Source organism: Bellilinea caldifistulae (genome assembly GCF_001306055.1).
In the GTDB taxonomy this organism is placed as follows: Bacteria; Chloroflexota; Anaerolineae; order Anaerolineales; family Anaerolineaceae; genus Bellilinea; species Bellilinea caldifistulae.
In genome coordinates this window covers 131,523-147,834 of sequence record NZ_LGHJ01000011.1, presented here as the reverse complement: position 1 = coordinate 147,834, position 16,312 = coordinate 131,523, and the positions used below count along the sequence as shown (strand labels likewise).

The following is a 16,312-nucleotide window of genomic DNA, read 5'->3' as shown; positions in this document are numbered from 1 at the left end:
TCGTTCTTTGGACTAAACCGTTTCATTCATGCATTCCAAAAAGTCAATGAAATTGGAAAGATCGTTTTTCACGCTTCCAAAACATTTTGCCAGACCTTGAGTAAGGAATTGAAGTATGGCCGGGCAAAGGTTGAAAGCATAAACATTTCTAACCACATTTCGAAATTCCCTGTACTCATCCAGGCATTGGCGGTTCTCATTTGAGATTACATATCAAATATTCTCTGGTAAAATCAGGACAAATTTAGTCCGATTTCTGATGGCCTTCATGGATATTCTGAATCATCCTTCACTGCTTGAACGTTTGTCCGTTGAACCGGTCACGCGTCTGTTTGTGAGTTACGAAGCCGTTGCGCCGCTGGATGAGAGCCACGTTCAATCATTGAAGCGGTTGTTCGACCTGCCCGGCGTGTTGCCGGTGCTGATCGGCGCGCCGCCGCTGGATGAACTGCGCGCCGCCTTACCACTCGACGGGGTGCTGCTGGCCGGACGGCACGGCTCCGTGTTTCACGAGCCGGACGAAGACCCTGACCGGCTGGGAAATCACCTTCAACTCAGCGCGTACGATCCTCCTGCGATGCGGCGCGCCCTGACCGGCTGGGTGCTGGCCAACCGCTCCCCCTCCGATGTGTTTGCGGTTTACATGGGTTGTGCGGCCTTTGACCTGCTGGCAATGCAGCTGATTGAGCAGCTGAACGGCTGGGCGGTATTCAGCAGCCGGGATTGTGGCTCGCGCCTATTTAACTTCAAATACTTTCCAGCGACCAATATCCTTACGCAGACTTAAGCAAAATTGCTGACCAGCAATCGTTTTTAGGGTTTCATTCTGTATCACTAACCATTTGATATCCTTACTTTGCAAGTAATTGCAAATGGAAATGGAAGGATCGGTCAAAACAGACGGTAATTGGCGATTATAGACATCTAATTTTCGGTCATAGAGAATAAGGTCTTCGCGGCCGGTCAATGCTTTGATCGCTTGAAAGTCCCAATATTTGAGCTCAAGCAAAATTTTACCTTGAGGTGAAGTTGTGTTGATCATTCGCTTTAAAAAATAACCTGTGCGAATTGTATCTTCTGCCATTCCCACAGGAAATTGAAAGATTTTGGATGTGTTTTGCCAAACACCAATTATAAGCGGCAAAATCAATAGCATTGATCCAAATACCCGAACATGCTTCTTGCCTTTCAGGTTTTCTGTGGTTTTAGCCAGATCAACAATTCCTGCTATGCTGTATGGTAAAAACAGGGTAGTATAGAACAAAGAAAAACGCTCTGGGGCAGCGCTGGCTGGCACTGAAAAGATGTTGATAATGCTGTTAAATAACAAGGTTGATATTCCAATGACAAGGGGAATAAAATTCCAGCGTTTGCGATTTTTGAGCTCAATAATTATTCCTGCAACTACAGAAATCCATAAACTGACTGGTAATGCATTCCAAACCAGTCTGGGATAGTATAAGAATTTCTCTATCCAAGGCACCTGATCATAACCATAATACCAAGTAGAATAACCTACATGATACCGGAAAGGAGCAAGAATTTCTCCAGTCTGAACCAGGCCGTTTAACCAGATTAAGCCAATCAAAAGATTGCTGATTACAAATAATCCAAAATAAGGTAAAAGTACCTTTTTAGAGATGTTTCTTATCTTTGTGAGTAAAACTATTAAGATGACTAAATTGACTATATTAATAAAGATCCAGCTTTGAATGTGAAATCCGCTAGTGATCAGGAAGCAAAGACCTGCGAGATAAGCATATTTATTTTTCTCGTACTTCAACCAACAAACGACAAGAGCAATACCAGAAAATAAAAACGGAAAATAATACATTTCAAGCATTGGTGTTCCACTCAACCACACAAACCAGGGCTGAAAACTGATCAATAAAGTTCCCAAAATCGCAATTGGATAACTATCAAAAGATATCTTTAAGAGGAAAAATAACCCGACTGTGGCAAGACAAGAAAAAAAGAATACAGTCACACGGGGGGTAATAATTGCTTCGGGATAGATACTGAAGGCAAAACCGTTTATATATTTCTCAAATGGTAACCAAACATCTGTGAAGTCTTTTGAAAAATTAAAAGTAAAATGATTTGACCAACTTAAGGCACGAATAGCTCTAGTGAACTCATCTGCCGAGACGCTGACAAAGCCTTTTTGGAAAAGGAAAACTTGTAAAGATGCTCGTCCAATTTGTAGAAAAAGAAGATATAAGAAAGCAAAAACCGATTTCTGCTTCATGGGGATAAAGTTCAACTTTTCGGTAAAATTTCCAGGTTGGCGAGCGAGGCGACCAGACGCTTGAAACCGACGCTTTCAAAAAACACATCCACCGTTTCATCGCCGTCTTGAATGCGGCTTTCCATCACAATTCCCTCGCCCCAAACCGGATGACGCACCCGGTCGGTGGGATGAAAGCGCGGTTCCACCAGCGCGGCAGAGGTTTGCTGGTGAGATGGGGTAAAGAGACGTGTCCGCAGGGCACGTGATTCGGGACTTTCCCAGCGTTCCCGCTGTCTTCGCTGCCCCTGCCGCTGAATCAGCGATTCCGGCAGGTCTTCCAGAAAGCGGGAGGGTTCCTGAATCTCCGGGCCGCCGTACTGGCTGCGCTGATGAGCGCGTACCAGATAGACGCGGTCTTTGGCGCGGGTAATGCCGACGTACAACAGTCGCCGTTCTTCAGCCATCTCCTCCGGATCATCTTTGGAGCGGGCGTGTGGCAACAAGCCTTCATCCAGCCCGATGATAAACACAAACCGAAACTCCAATCCCTTGGCGGCGTGCAGGGTCAGCAGGGTGGCGGCATTGCCGGCTTCCTCCGGCAGGGTATCCTGATCGGAAACCAGCGCCAAATTTTCCAGAAAGGCGGTCAGGCCACCCTCGCGGAACTCATAGGCCAGCCGGCGCAGCTCCTGCACGTTGTCCCAGCGTTCTTTGCCTTCATTGCTGCCGTCGTCAATGTATTCCTGATAGGCCGTATCCAGTAAGATGCGGTCGAATAAACCGGGCAGACTTAACCCATCGGCGACGGCCCGCCGCCAACCAGCCAGCAAGCTGCCAAAATCGGTCAGGGGTAGAATGCTGCGCCCGCTAAAGCGCCCCCAGTGCGGGGATTGCTCTCCCTTTTCCCCCAATTCGATCAACAACTGTCCGGCGGTCATATTCGCCTGGCGGGCAGTCAGTTGCAGGGCAACCATGGTCTTTTCCCCCACCCCGCGCGGCGGCACGTTGATCACCCGCGCCAGAGAAACTTCATCATCCGGGTTATGCACCAGTCGCAGGAAGCAGATCAGGTCTTTGACTTCGCGCCGGCCGTAGAAACGCAGGGCGCCCACCAGCCGGTAGGGCAGGCCAGCCCGCAGAAAGGCCTCTTCCAACAGGCGGGACTGGGCATTGGTGCGGTACATGACCGCAAAGTCACTGCCGCGGGCTTTGCCGCTGTTGATCCATTGCTGAATGGTGTCCACCACAAAGGCGGCTTCGGCGTGTTCATCCACGGCCTCGTAAAGTACCAGCCGTTCGCCGCTGCCCCGTTCGGAGAACAAGTGCTTTCGGGTACGGTGTTTATTGCGGTCAATGACGGCGCGGGCAGCGTCCAGCACGGTTTGAGTCGAACGGTAGTTTTGTTCCAGCAGAATTTTCTGGCAGGCGGGGTAATCCTCTTCAAAGCGCAGCACATTGCGGTAATCTGCTCCGCGCCAGCGGTAGATGGATTGATCCTCGTCGCCTACCACAAACAAATTGCCGTGAATAGAAGCCAGCAGTTTGAGCAATTCGTACTGCACCAGATTGGTATCCTGAAACTCATCCACCAAAATATGCTCAAAACGGCGGGCGTAACGCTCGCGCACCTGAGGATTATCCACCAGCAGGCGCACGGTTTCCAGCAGCAGATCATCAAAATCTACCGCGTTGGAATCGCGCAGCAGCGACTGATAGCGCTCGTAAATCCGTTTGGTGATTTCATCCCGATAGGATTGGGTTGGAAAATCGGCAGGTGTGATCAGGTTGTTCTTGGCGGTGGAGATGGCCGCATGGATGCTGGTGGGACGGTATAGTTTTTCGTCGAGATTGAGTTCCCGAATGGCGCGTTTGACCAGCGCTTGCTGGTCGTCGCTATCCATGATGACAAAATTGTTGTCAAACGAAAGGTACTGCGCCTCGCGCCGCAAAATGCGGGCGCAATTGGCGTGAAACGTGCCCAGCCAGACGCCTTCGGCTGCATCCCCCAGCAGGGATTGCAGGCGGTGCTGCATCTCACGAGCGGCTTTATTCGTAAAGGTGACCGCCAGGATATTGTGCGGTCTAACCCCCATCGCTTCGATGAGAAAGGCAATTCGCTGGGTGAGCACGCGGGTTTTACCGGAGCCCGGCCCGGCCAGTACCAGCACCTGCCCCAGCGGGGCCGTCACAGCGGCGCGCTGTTGAGCGTTCAAGTGATCGAGGTTGATCATTGCAGGGCGATTGTACCACAAGCCAAACAAAGGGGATGAAGGTATCAATGGTTTCAACTAACGAGGCAGGACTTAAGAATTTGTAAGGCAGATGGGTTGGTTGGCAGGTCTTTTTTCCGGTATACTGGAAATACCTTGCTCATCCTGCGCGGGAGGTTGCCATGAAACGCATCCTGATTGTGGAAGATGCCCTCGATTTGGGGCGGATGCTGCGTCTGGCGTTGGAAACGCTGGATCGGACTTTGTCAGTACGGGTGATTCAATCGGCGGAAGAGGCGCTGCTGGAATTGAGCGGCAGTCCGCCGGTTGCGCTGATTATCAGCGATATTCGACTGCCGGGCATGTCCGGGTTCGACCTGTTGAAAAAGGTACGCCTGCGCAGCCCGGAAACCCGTATCATGCTGATCACCGGCTTGAGTGATGAGCAAGTCACCCGGCAGGCTGCCGAAGCCAAAGTAGACCGTTTCATGCGTAAACCCATCGAGATGAGCGAATTTCTCCGCACGGCCGCCGAGCTGCTGGAATTGCCCCTGCCGGCAGAACAACCCCCCGAAACCGCCGACGCAAGCGAGCCGCTCCCCCAGCCCCGCGAGGACTTACCAGGCCTGCTGACCCGCCTGCGCCGCGAGCTGGGCGCCGTGCAGGTGTTGTTGTGTGATGACCGCGGGCGGGTGGTGGCTCAGGCCGGCGAAGTCGGCGAGGTGGATTTTGAGCAACACTGGGCGCCGCCGATCATGGCGGCTTTGAGCGCACTGGTCAAAGCCAACCGCCTTGTCCGCTCCGGGCTGCCGCAAGCCGCGCTGGCCCTGCGCGGTGAGCCGCGCAGCCTGATTCTGGCGCCGGTGGGCGGTTACGGGCTGGTGATTGTGCAGGAACAGGACGGCAGCGGGCTGCGCACGGCACTGGCCTTTGAGGCGGTGCTGCAAGCTCAGAGCGAACTGGCAGCCATCCTGCGGGCGATGCAGGTAGATTTCTACCCGATGAGTGATGCCGCAGCCGGTACGAGCAGCCCTTCCCCGGCAGCGACACCCGCCGTTGAAGAAGTGATCAGCAGCGAAGAACCGCTGCCGCTGGAGGAGCTGGAAGTCCAATTGCAGCGCACGGCAGCCAGCCTGGATCCCAATGAGGTCGACTCGTTTTGGGAGAGCGCCGCCGAGCAGCAAGTGCTGGAAGCCACCAACCCGGATGCGCTCAGTTACGAACAGGCGCGTCAGTTAGGACTGGCGCCCGAGGATGACAACCCCGCTTAACTCGAATTACAGGTGACTCATGCCAAGGATTTATCGGTTGATGCAAAAGCGCCGCCGGCTGGGGGCGGGGCTGAGTGGTCTTGTGTTGGTGTTGCTGCTGACGGTTAGCGGCGCGGCGCTGGCTCAGGATTTACCGCCCGCCAGCGCCGGGGTGGAGGTGCAAAGTGAGGTGCTGGAAGCGCTGGCGGAAGACGGCCGCGCCGATTTCATTCTGGTGATGGCTGAACAGGCCGATTTAAGCGCGGCTTACACGATGGACTGGGAGTCACGCGGCTGGTACGTGTACAACATGCTCAAAGAGACGGCCGAGCGTACCCAGGCGCCGGTCATTGCCGCCTTGGAAGCTGCCGGCGTGCGCTACCAATCCTTCATTTCTGGCAATGAAATCTACGTTTTCGACGGCAGCCGCGCCGCGCTGAATCAGGCGCTTTGGGCAGGTGAAATTCAAGAAGTGCGCGCCCCGGTGGAAATCACTCTTGCGGCGCCTCGTTTTGAACTGATGCAACCCGGGCCTGTCCCGCAGAATCAGATTCAGACCACGGCGTGAGGGCTGGGGGACACACACGCCCCTGAGTTTTGGGCGCAGTTCGGGCTGCGCGGCGAGGGCGTGCGGGTGGCGAGCATTGACACCGGCGCGCAGTGGGATCACCCCGCCTTGCGCGAGGCGTACGCCTGCAAGGATGCCCCCTCCAATTCGGCTTGCTGGTGGGATGCCACCAATGTCTGTACGGGCGGTTTACCGTGCGATGATCAGGGCCACGGCACGCATACGATTGGCACGATGATCGGCAGTGATGATCCAACTTTAACCCATCGGGTAGGCATGGCGCCCGGCGCGCAGTGGATTGCCTGCAAGGCCTGCAGCGGAACGAGTTGCAATGGTTTAAACCTCGCAGACTGCGCCGACTGGCTACTGGCTCCCGGCGGCAATCCCAATAATCGCCCGCAGGTGGTCAACAATTCGTGGGGCGGGCCGGGCGGTAACCTGTGGTTTACCAGCAAGGTGGAGAGCTGGCGGGCGGCAGGAATTTTTCCGGTGTTTTCAGCGGGGAACGATGGTCAAAAAGGCTGTTCAAGCCTCAATTCGCCGGGGGATTACCCCCAATCCTTTTCGGTGGCGGCCCACAGCCAGAGCGGTTGGATTGGCGATTTTTCCAGCCGCGGGCCTTCGACCATTAGCGGTCAACCCTACACCAAACCCAATCTGACGGCGCCGGGGGTTGGTATCCTTTCAGCGCTGCCCACTAATCAATGGGCTTATGCCAGCGGCACCTCAATGGCTGCCCCGCACGTTGCCGGGGCAGCGGCGCTGCTGTATTCGTGCGCGCCGGCGCTGCGCGGGAATATGACCGCCACCTTTGAATTATTACAACAAACCGCCGACCCACCCCTCTATGGTGGCAGCTGCGGCACACCGGACGGCGGGCAGAGCAATTACACCTACGGCTACGGTTACCTGAATGTGCTGCGCGCCGGGCAGGCGGTTTGCCCGATTGGACAAGTGCAGGGCAATGTCCGGTCGTTGTCTTCATCCCAGCCGATACCCAACAGCAGGGTGGTTCTTAACTGGATTGGTGTTCCACGGCAACTGATTGCAGATGCAAGCGGTTTTTTTCAAACCTCGGCAGTGGCTCAAACCTATCAGGTAACGGCTTCAGCGGAGGGATATTGTTCGGCTACTCAACAGGTTACGATTGCCAAAGATACCACGACAACCATGAATTTTAGTTTAATTGAATGTCCCAATCGCTTGTTTTTGCCCACCATTAGCCGATAAAAAATAAAAAAATTTATGGAAAGCCGTTATGTGCACACGTCGGATGCAGTGCAAAGATATGCCTGCACTGGAAAGTGTCACTAATGCTTGACCTGACCTGAACAGGGCCTGTTACCGCGAGCCGCCGGCAGGCGGCGTGGCGGTCTCCCGCCCCGGCAATCACTTGCGCGTCAGCAGGCGGGCGTAGATGGCCAGCCCAAGCCCGGCCAGCAGGATGATGCCGCCCATCACCGCCATCAGCGGCGAGCGCCCGCCTTCACTGACCGGGGTCGGAAGCGCCTGCGAACTCAACTGCGCGCCGAAATCCAGCACCGAGTTATCCCCCGCGCTGACCTTCAGGGCATAATTGAGCAGGGTGGTGGGGTTATAGCCCTGCGGAATTGCCACGCTGATGTTGTACTCCCCCTCTTCCAGATTGTCGAAACAGGTTGGCTCTTCCAGACTGGCGCTGGTTTCACCGGTCAGCGAAACCCGCCCCAGCCGGTCGGTAATGCTGACCGCCCCGCCGGGAATGGCGTTTTCGCCGTCTTCGGCCATCGCATTGCCGTTGACGTCGTTGAACAGCACAATACAGACCCGCCCGGTGCCGCGGAAGGGCGTGGGCGAGGGCAGCACCGGCGTTTCGGTCGGCGGCACGGCCGGGGTCGGCTGGGGTTCTACCGTGCCGAGCAGCAGGCGCGTGCCGGTAATCAGTACACAGGCTGCGTCCAGATTGTTCAGACGGCGCAGCTCATCCAGCGAGACCTGATTCAGCAGCGAAACACTGATGCAGGTATCCCCTTCTTTGACGGTGTAAAAAATTTGTCCGTTTTCGTTGGGGGTGGGAGTGAAGTATAAAACCTGGGCCTGAGAAACTGAGGGCTGGGTCAGGTTGAGGCTGAGCAGGAAGAACAGACCTGTCAAGAGCAGGCCGGCAGAAAACCAGCGGCGGCGGAAAGCATCCTTCATATGCGCTTTGATTATAACATCAATTGGGAATTTCCCATTCAACCCGGTTGCGTCCGTTGTTCTTGGCGCGATACATGGCTTGATCGGCGCGTTGCAGCAGGGATTTGACCGTGTCCCGCTCACGGCTGAGTGTGACACCGAACGACATGGTTATGGGCAGACCATCGCTGAATTCAAAGGACTCGACCGTTTCGCGCAGCCGGTTTGCCAGATGCAGAGCGCGTTTCTGATCCTCTTCCAGCGCGAGAATCAGAAATTCCTCGCCGCCCCAGCGGCCGATCACATCACTGGCGCGCAGCTGGTAGTGCAGGCATTCGCCCACTTCGCGCAAAATTTTATCGCCGGTTTCATGTCCAAAGGTGTCATTGATACGCTTGAAGAAATCCACATCGGCCAGGATGACGGCAAACCGCCGCCGACGGGCGAGGTGTTCTTCCAGCAGGCCGGTCATCCCGCGCCGGTTCGGCAGCAGGGTGAGCGCGTCGGTCAGAGCAATTTCTTGAATCCGGTTGGCTTCGGCCAGTGAAAGGTTGAGGTCATCTTTTGCTTTGGCCAGCAAAAAGACCAGAAACAGGATGCCGGCGATGCGGGTTTCCAGCCGAACCAGTTCGAGGGTGTAGGCTTCTCCCAGATCGGTAAAACGCAAGGCGCCGGCAACAATCACCATTCCCAAAAAGAGCAGATTGAACTGTAACGCCTTGCCACGCGGAAAGACGATATAACTCAGGATAAACGAAAAAGCAAATGTCCAGAAGACGGCTTCAATCTCCTGCCATTGTTCGAATAAAAGCGGGTGGAAGTAGAGAAAGTAGATGTACTTGGAAAAAAAGAAGAGCGTTGTGGCGATCAAGACCGAGCGCTCGATTAAATTGAGCGGGACACGCTTCCATAACAGCGCCACACACCAGATTGCCAGAGCCGTTGCCAGAAAGGGATAAGTAAAACGGATGAAGACTTCCTGATTTTGTTTTTGCAGCCAGATAAACACAACCGACAGGAAGCCCGGAAAAGCCGCAATCAGGTACAGCCAGCGCCGGCGTTGGTCAATCTGTCGTGAGAGGCTGCTTAATGATGGGGGAGATTCGGGTTGGGTTGGCAGGTTGTTGTTCATCGGGAAGTTTGAAGTTCGCGGCAGGTAACAACACTTTATTATGCCATAAATTTATCCAATTTTATCAAAAAATGTCAGGATAACTGTCACTAAAAACCTGCGGGTGAACGGAGTATAATCGTTTTGAAAGATTGTCTGAAAGGGCAATTTCCTGCGGAGGGAATGGATCATGCCGTTAGATGTTGTCATTGGAACACAATGGGGGGATGAGGGCAAAGGCCGTATTGTGGATTTACTGGCGGCTCAGGCGGATATTGTGGCACGCTTCAACGGCGGTGATAACGCTGGCCATACCGTCACAGTCGGCAGCCGCACCTTCAAACTGCACCTGATTCCTTCCGGCATCATTCACCCGCACACCATTGGGGTGATGGGTAACGGCATGGTGATCAATCCGGTTACCTTTATCAATGAAGTCGAAATGCTGCAGGCGGCCGGAGTGGCTGCCGGCCCCGACCGGCTGCGTATCTCTTATGCGGCTCATCTGATTACCCCGGCGCACCGGGCTTTGGATGCTGCTCAGGAAGCCGCACGTGGTCAGGCACAGATTGGCACAACCGGCCGCGGGATTGGCCCGGCTTATACCGGCAAGACCTCGCGGAACGGTCTGCGCATGGAAGATATGCTGGATCCGGCTTCCTTCTATAAAAAGATGAAACAGCATGTCGAAGAAATCAACATGATGCTGAAAAGCATGTACCGGGTTGATCCGCTGGATGAGAACGCTGTGGCGCGCGAATATGCCAAGCTGGCCGTTCAACTGGCCCCCTATATCGCCGATACCGGCGGACTGGTTCATCAGGCTCTGCGGCAGGGCAAGCGGGTACTGGCTGAGGGTGCCCAGGGGACTTTGCTGGACCTGGATCATGGGACTTACCCGTATGTGACCAGTTCGTACGCCACCGCAGCCGGAGCGCTGGTGGGACTGGGAGTGGGGATTGTGCCGGTGGAGCGGGTGATTGGGGTGACCAAGGCGTTTCAAACCCGGGTCGGAGCCGGGCCGTTTCCCACCGAGGTATTTGGCAAAACTGCCGAGCGGCTGCGCGGCACCGGTAAAAACCCGTGGGATGAATTTGGTACCACCACCGGGCGACCGCGCCGGGTTGGCTGGCTGGACGGGGTTTTACTGCGCTACGCCCTGCGAGTGAATGGCGTAACGGAATTAATGGTGACCAAGATGGACATCCTCAGCGGGCTGAGCAATTTGCGTCTGTGTACTGCCTACCAGCATGGCAGTCAGGTGGTCAGCGAATTGCCGATGGGACCGGCTAACCTGGCTCCCTATGAACCGATTTATGAAGAACTGGCCGGCTGGGAAGAAGAGATTACCGCGGTGCGGCGCTGGGAAGACCTGCCCGAAGCCGCCCGGGCGTATGCCTGCCGGTTGAGTGAGTTTTGCGGCGTGCCGGTTCGACGGGTTTCGGTCGGCCCGGAACGCGAACAGGTGGTCGAAGTTCCACTGTGAGATCATTGCTCCGCTGGCTGGGTTTGCTGCTGCTGGCGGGGGTGGTCAGCGCTTGCCTGCCGGCTGGTGGCCTGAACGCGCCGCTGGCCGATACACCCACTCCCCCGCCCACCGGCACACCCACCCCCACTATTGTCTGGTTCCCGCCGACACCAACCCGCACACCGCCGCCCACCCAGCCGTTTGTGCCAACCCCCACTCCGCAACTGGGCAAGGATCAAATCCTGCTTGAAGATGATTTCAGCCAGCGCGAAGCATGGGTGACCACCCGCACGAGCGCCGGCAGCGCCGCTTATGGGGTGGATGAACTGACCCTGGCGGTTGCCAGCCGCCGCGCCTATCTGGTTTCGCTACGGCGCAGCCCTCCTTTCAAAGATTTTTATCTGGAAATGAGCACACGGGTGAGTCTGTGTCAGGCGGAGGATCAATATGGTTTGCTGCTGCGGGCGGCCGACGAATGGAATTATTACCGCTGGGTGATCACCTGTGACGGGCGGACGCGCCTGGAACGGGTTCAACAGGGCGCCTTTGTGGTGGTGCAGGACTGGCTCGAATCACCGCGCATTCAGGCAGGTGCGCTGGCTGAAAACCGATTGGGGGTGTGGATGTTCGGCCGGGAGATGCGTTTCTTTGTGAATGATCTCGAATTGTTCAGCGCGCGTGATCCGGTTTGGGATGAGGGGCTGGTGGGCGTGTTCGTGCGGGCGGCCGGTGAGCCGCCTTTGACGGTCAGTTTTGATGATTTGCTAGTCTGGTCGCTCGACCGGACGCAGATTCCCACCTCAACACCCGTACCAACAACCGCACCTTAGACGGAATAATCCTTCTCCCCCAATTACTTTTGAAAATGGCTTTTCGTGTACAATACAAGAAAGGCAAAAACATTCTGTACACCAATCAGGAGAGACCATGTTCCATACGATCATATTCATTGGCAACCTGGGCCGGGATCCAGAAATGCGCTATACGCCCACCGGTCAACCGGTGACCAGTTTCAATGTTGCTTCCAACCGTCAGTATACCAATCAGAACGGCCAGAAGGTTAAAGAAACCATCTGGTTCCGCGTTTCGGTGTGGGGCAAGCAGGCGGAAACGTGTAATCAATATCTGCGCAAGGGCAGTAAAGTGCTGATCGAGGGCCGCCTGACTCCCGACCCCACGTCGGGGGGGCCGCGTGTCTGGACGCGCAGCGACGGCACCAGCGGGGCCTCTTACGATGTGACGGCCAGCACGGTGCGCTTCCTCTCGGCTCGCGGGGAAGTGGAAGGCGATTTGGGCGGCGAAGACCTGCCGGAGATGGACGCCGGTGAGGACATCCCCTTCTAGGCGAGGGCAGCAGCCATGACTACCCCCAACCGCCCGCCGGCCGGCATCCCCATGGAACTGCCCGATGATCTGACTCCCTTTTACAGCAATGTGGTGCGCATCAGCCACACGCCCACCGATTTTGTGCTGGACTTTGTGCAGGTGCTGCCAGCCCAGCTGCGCAACCTGATCCGTTCGCGGATTGTCATGTCACCGGTCGGCGCCAAGTTGTTTCTGCGCGCGTTTGCCGAAAATCTGGCGCGTTACGAAGCCAGTTTCGGCGAAATTCAAATCCCCCAGGGAGACCCCGGCTTGGCGGGTGACCTCTTCCGCCGCATTCATCCTAACGAACCACCCCCACAGGGAGAATAACCCCCATGCCCGATTTGAGCGAACTTAACAGCCGGGTGCACCAGAATTTCGAAGCCCTCAATCAGGCGCGCGAACAGGCCTTGCTGCAGGCCCGTCAGTTAACCCGCCTTTGTGCCAACACCATCCGCGCTTTGCACCGCAGTGAAATGGAAACGGCTCACCAAAATCTGGAAGAAGCGGGCGGGATTGCTGCCGGGCTGCAAAACCTGCTGGGCAATTACCCGGTGCTTTTGTACGCCGGTTATACGCAAGATGCGCTCAAAGAATATGTAGAAGCCAGCCTGACCTGTGCCATCATCGAGGACGCAGCCCTGCCTTCTCCCGAAGACCTTAAGGTGGAATACAGCACTTACCTGAACGGCATGGCCGAAGTGACGGGTGAATTGCGCCGCCGTTGCCTGGACATCTTGCGGCAGGGTTACTCGGAAGAGGCCGAACGCCTGCTGGGCTGGATGGACGAGATTTACAACCTGCTGGTCACGGTGGACTACCCCGATGCGCTGACCGGCGGGCTGCGCCGCCAGACGGATCTGGTGCGCGGGATTGTCGAGCGCACCCGTGCCGATTTGACCCTCAGCCTGCGCGAAGAGCGGTTACAAAAAGCGCTGGAGCGCGCCTTGAACCGCCTTCCTGAAGAGCCTTTGAATCCATGAAACGCAGCGTCCTGCGCGCCTCGGAAATTGGGGCGTTTTTGTATTGCAAACGGGCGTGGTGGTATCAGCGTCAGGGACTGGCATCGGAGAACGAGTCCGCCATGCTGGAAGGCACCTTCACGCATCAGGCACACGCCCGACAGGTGCTGACTGCCCGGCTGCTGCGCCTGCTGGGTTGGGTGCTGCTGGCCGCCGCGCTGATTGCCGCGGCAGTTAGCCTGACGCTGACCCTGTTGGGTTGAACATGGGACTGTGGTGGACAGCCCTGATTCTGGTAGTGGGCGGGCTGGTGCTGCTGTGGCTGGGAGCGCGCCAGCAGCGGCGCAGCGGCCTGCCGCCGGGGCGGGTGCTGTACACTGACCCGAAGATCATCGGCGAACCGGAACGCCCGTTGTTCGACCCGGATACGCTGCTGACCGGTAAACCGGATTATCTGGTCAAAGAAGGCAGCGCTGTCATCCCGGTGGAGGTCAAAAGCGGTTGGGCACCCCCCGAACCGCACCCCGGCCATGTGTTTCAGTTGATGGCATACTGCCGGCTGGTGGAGCGTTCGATGGGCGTGCGTCCGCCCTACGGCATTCTGCGTTACCGCAACCGTACCTTTGCCATAGATTTTACCCCTCAGGCTGAGGCGCAATTGCTGGAACTGATTGAGGAAATCCACGCTGCCGGCGGGCGGGAACAACCCCGTTCGCACGATTCTCCGGCGCGCTGCGCCGGCTGCGGTTTTCGCAGCCAGTGCAACCAGCGGCTGGGTTAGGGCTTGACCTCGCCGCGCGGGTCTCCATTGAGCGGTTTCTGCAGTTCTACCGCGGCCGGTTTGCCTTCTCCGTTTTCCCCGCCGCGGATGCGGGTAATACGGCTGTAACCGCAGGCTGTCCAGAAGCGCAGGGCGCGCCAGTTCTTCAACCCCACTTTGATCCGTGCCTCACGAAAGCCGATTTGTTTTGCCTGCGCTTCCAGATGGCGCACAATCTCACGTCCAAAACCACGCCCCTGAAAGACCGGGCGCAGGTACAGACTGCCGATGTACATGGTGTCCGGCGCGGGGTAGCCGAAGTAAACCGCCAGAAAGCCGATGGTATCGCGGCTTTCCAGGTCGCGAATCAGGTAAAGCGATTCGCGCCACGGCACACCCCCGGGAGGCAGTACGCTGTGGCGGAGGGCTTGCAAAGCCTGCTCGTGGGGCGGCAATAATTGCCCCATCTCGCGCAGAATTTCCTGATTTTCACTCAAAATCAGGGTCAACTGGTCGAGGAAGCGCTCATCGGCGAGGTGCAGGAAGCAGGACTCAGTCTCCCAGCGGTCGGGCAGGAAGGTGCGCGGGGCGCCTTCGCGGCGCATCCAGTAGTGCGTATCGGTTTCGCCGACGATAACAAAGCCCAGCCGCAGGTATAACTGACAGGCGGGGTTGATCTTCAACACTCGCAGGCTGACCGGCAGGCCGCGGCTGGCGGCGCGTTCCAGTACTTCCCGAATCAGCGCTGTGCCGATGCCCAACCCCTGATACTGTGGCAGGATCTCGATGTTTGAAAGGGTGATGCCCAGCGGGGTTTCTTCCAGGGTGAGAACCCCAATTTCGGCGCCCATGTAACGGATGATGTGGCTGTGTTGGGGTTTGAAGTGCTCCTGAAAGTAACGGTATTGAAATTCCTCGTCCCAACCCCAGGTTTGCTGGATGTAGGGTTTAAGCGCGGCACAGTGAAGCTGCCACAGAAAATCAGCATCGCGTTCGTTTGCAGGGCGGAGAGATAAATCGCTTCTCATTTTTTTGCCGATTACAGCTCTCAGGATTTTAGAATCTGGCGGGTGCGCCAGCATAACTGTAAAAAACCAGCCAGATGCGCCAGCGGGCGGATGTGGCTCTTTTCGCCGGCGTAGATGGTGCGGATTTCGACCCAGTCCAGTTTCAGCCCGTGCTGAATGCAGCGCACAATCATCTCAACCTCAAACTCAAAACCGCGTTCCCGGCTGGGCTGCTCGATCAGCAATCGCATCAACCGCTGGCTGATCAGCCGGTAGCCGGATTGATTGTCGGCGATGGGCTGGCCGGCTGCCCACGAAAAGAGGACGGTTCCAAGCGTATTGCTCAGCCGGCGCACGGCGGGCATTTGCCGGAAGTTGCGTTTGCCGATGATCAGATCCGCCTGAGTTTCTGCCCGGCGGCGTAAAAAAGCCGGTATCTCAGCCGGGTCGTGCTGTCCATCCGCATCCAGTGTGACAACCGCCTCGACGCCCTCTTGCAGCGCAGCCGAAAAGCCACGAAGTAAAGCGGCACCTTTGCCCTGATTGGGCTGCTGGATCAGCACCCTGGCGCCGGCAGCGCGTGCCAAAGCGGCGGTGTCATCCGTTGAACCATCGTCTATCACCAGCACCGGCAGGTACTGGCGGGCTGCCCTGACCACCCCGCTGATGTGCGCTGCTTCGTTGTACGCCGGTATCAGCGCCAAGAGGGCAGCGGAGGGAGCGGGTTCCGCGGATGGGTTCTGCACGTGATTAATTGTATCACAAGCAAGACCAGTTGCCCGCGGATGGGGTTTGCAATTTGATGAGGTTGATCGAGCGAATTTACCGGCAGGTTTTTGTAGAGCGGCGGATTTATGATAGGATTAAGGCAAACTTTTCGACGCAGAGGGAAGACCACTATGACCGATCGAATTGACCCGCAAACCTTTGCTCATCTGGTAGAGCTGGCTGCGCTGGAACTGGACGAGTCGCAGGCAGAATACTTGCGCCGCGAATTGAACGCTCAATTGAGCGCCATACACGAGCTGGAAGCCATTCCGCTGGGGGATGACCTGCCGATCACTTCGCACGGCGTTCCTTACACGCCCCAAATCAGCCAGCCGCCGCGCGCCGATGTCTGGCAGCCTTACCCCGATCCGCAGGAAATCATCGCTCAGGCGCCGCAGAGCGAGGAAGGTTATGTGGTCGTCCCGGATATTCCCCATACCACGCTGGAATGATGCC

The 16,312-nt window shown here is 56.6% G+C and carries 19 protein-coding genes; 12 read left to right on the top strand and 7 right to left on the bottom strand.

The features are described from left to right. Positions 1–12: 12 nt before the first annotated feature. Positions 13–207, bottom strand: coding sequence for a ribonuclease toxin HepT-like protein (locus AC812_RS18355; RefSeq protein ID WP_346265124.1), 195 nt, complete (start codon positions 205–207; stop codon positions 13–15). Between the two features lie 61 nt (positions 208–268). On the opposite strand from AC812_RS18355, the gene AC812_RS05290 reads away from it, so the two are divergent. Continuing rightward, a complete protein-coding gene (locus AC812_RS05290; protein ID WP_145962448.1) occupies positions 269–787 on the top strand; it encodes a hypothetical protein in 519 nt (172 codons plus the stop codon). On the opposite strand, the gene AC812_RS05285 is transcribed toward AC812_RS05290, so the two are convergent. Together AC812_RS05285 and AC812_RS05280 are read right to left on the bottom strand one after the other, a co-directional pair. Continuing rightward, positions 737–2,248 carry a dolichyl-phosphate-mannose--protein mannosyltransferase gene (locus AC812_RS05285; protein WP_061912787.1) on the bottom strand — a complete coding sequence of 504 codons (1,512 nt, stop codon included), beginning with the start codon at positions 2,246–2,248 and terminating at the stop codon, positions 737–739. The genes AC812_RS05290 and AC812_RS05285 overlap by 51 nt on opposite strands. A gap of 11 nt (positions 2,249–2,259) precedes the next feature. Beyond that, positions 2,260–4,509, bottom strand: a complete 2,250-nt coding sequence (locus AC812_RS05280; protein WP_211261464.1) for an ATP-dependent helicase — start codon at positions 4,507–4,509, stop codon at positions 2,260–2,262. A 113-nt stretch (positions 4,510–4,622) separates the two neighbouring features. On the opposite strand from AC812_RS05280, the gene AC812_RS05275 reads away from it, so the two are divergent. The 3 genes from AC812_RS05275 to AC812_RS05265 are packed head-to-tail and all read left to right on the top strand — an operon-like array spanning position 4,623 to position 7,488. Beyond that, complete coding sequence (locus AC812_RS05275; RefSeq protein WP_061912785.1) at positions 4,623–5,711, top strand: response regulator; 1,089 nt, start codon at positions 4,623–4,625, stop codon at positions 5,709–5,711. A gap of 40 nt (positions 5,712–5,751) precedes the next feature. After that, positions 5,752–6,258, top strand: a complete 507-nt coding sequence (locus AC812_RS05270; protein ID WP_061912784.1) for a hypothetical protein — start codon at positions 5,752–5,754, stop codon at positions 6,256–6,258. Between the two features lie 60 nt (positions 6,259–6,318). Further along, the gene (locus tag AC812_RS05265) at positions 6,319–7,488 is read left to right on the top strand and encodes a S8 family serine peptidase (RefSeq protein ID WP_061912783.1); all 1,170 of its coding nucleotides are present in this window, start codon (positions 6,319–6,321) and stop codon (positions 7,486–7,488) included. A 159-nt stretch (positions 7,489–7,647) separates the two neighbouring features. Here the strand turns inward: AC812_RS05265 and AC812_RS05260 are convergent, their stop codons facing one another. Next, positions 7,648–8,436 carry an SdrD B-like domain and LysM peptidoglycan-binding domain-containing protein gene (locus AC812_RS05260; RefSeq protein WP_061912782.1) on the bottom strand — a complete coding sequence of 263 codons (789 nt, stop codon included), beginning with the start codon at positions 8,434–8,436 and terminating at the stop codon, positions 7,648–7,650. Positions 8,437–8,455: 19 nt separating this feature from the next. Continuing rightward, positions 8,456–9,547 (bottom strand): GGDEF domain-containing protein, encoded by a 1,092-nt coding sequence (locus tag AC812_RS05255; protein WP_061912781.1) that lies wholly within the window; start codon positions 9,545–9,547, stop codon positions 8,456–8,458. A 169-nt stretch (positions 9,548–9,716) separates the two neighbouring features. Between AC812_RS05255 and AC812_RS05250 the strand changes: the two genes are divergently transcribed. The 7 genes from AC812_RS05250 to AC812_RS05220 all read left to right on the top strand — a co-directional run bounded on the left by AC812_RS05250 (position 9,717) and on the right by AC812_RS05220 (position 14,102). Then, positions 9,717–11,012 (top strand): adenylosuccinate synthase, encoded by a 1,296-nt coding sequence (locus AC812_RS05250; protein WP_061912780.1) that lies wholly within the window; start codon positions 9,717–9,719, stop codon positions 11,010–11,012. Continuing rightward, a complete protein-coding gene (locus tag AC812_RS17790) occupies positions 11,009–11,824 on the top strand; it encodes a hypothetical protein (protein WP_169787261.1) in 816 nt (271 codons plus the stop codon). Before AC812_RS05250 ends, AC812_RS17790 begins: the two co-directional genes overlap by 4 nt. A 97-nt stretch (positions 11,825–11,921) precedes the next feature. Further along, entirely contained in the window at positions 11,922–12,338 is a 417-nt protein-coding gene (locus AC812_RS05240; RefSeq protein ID WP_061912779.1) for a single-stranded DNA-binding protein, read from the top strand. A gap of 15 nt (positions 12,339–12,353) precedes the next feature. Beyond that, positions 12,354–12,689 carry a DUF3467 domain-containing protein gene (locus tag AC812_RS05235; RefSeq protein WP_061912778.1) on the top strand — a complete coding sequence of 112 codons (336 nt, stop codon included), beginning with the start codon at positions 12,354–12,356 and terminating at the stop codon, positions 12,687–12,689. A 5-nt stretch (positions 12,690–12,694) separates the two neighbouring features. Beyond that, positions 12,695–13,342, top strand: coding sequence for a translin family protein (locus tag AC812_RS05230; RefSeq protein WP_061912777.1), 648 nt, complete (start codon positions 12,695–12,697; stop codon positions 13,340–13,342). Next, positions 13,339–13,584: a hypothetical protein gene (locus AC812_RS05225; protein WP_061912776.1), complete on the top strand. Its 246-nt coding sequence runs from the start codon at positions 13,339–13,341 to the stop codon at positions 13,582–13,584. Before AC812_RS05230 ends, AC812_RS05225 begins: the two co-directional genes overlap by 4 nt. Positions 13,585–13,586: 2 nt before the next feature. Continuing rightward, positions 13,587–14,102 carry a CRISPR-associated protein Cas4 gene (locus AC812_RS05220; protein ID WP_061912775.1) on the top strand — a complete coding sequence of 172 codons (516 nt, stop codon included), beginning with the start codon at positions 13,587–13,589 and terminating at the stop codon, positions 14,100–14,102. On the opposite strand, the gene AC812_RS05215 is transcribed toward AC812_RS05220, so the two are convergent. Together AC812_RS05215 and AC812_RS05210 are read right to left on the bottom strand one after the other, a co-directional pair. Continuing rightward, positions 14,099–15,109, bottom strand: a complete 1,011-nt coding sequence (locus AC812_RS05215) for a GNAT family N-acetyltransferase (protein WP_169787263.1) — start codon at positions 15,107–15,109, stop codon at positions 14,099–14,101. The two genes, AC812_RS05220 and AC812_RS05215, sit on opposite strands and share 4 nt — an antisense overlap. A gap of 20 nt (positions 15,110–15,129) precedes the next feature. Continuing rightward, a complete protein-coding gene (locus tag AC812_RS05210; protein WP_062158819.1) occupies positions 15,130–15,834 on the bottom strand; it encodes a glycosyltransferase family 2 protein in 705 nt (234 codons plus the stop codon). 153 nt (positions 15,835–15,987) lie between these two features. On the opposite strand from AC812_RS05210, the gene AC812_RS05205 reads away from it, so the two are divergent. Next, entirely contained in the window at positions 15,988–16,308 is a 321-nt protein-coding gene (locus tag AC812_RS05205; protein WP_061912772.1) for an Asp-tRNA(Asn)/Glu-tRNA(Gln) amidotransferase subunit GatC, read from the top strand. The last annotated feature ends 4 nt before the right edge of the window (positions 16,309–16,312 follow it).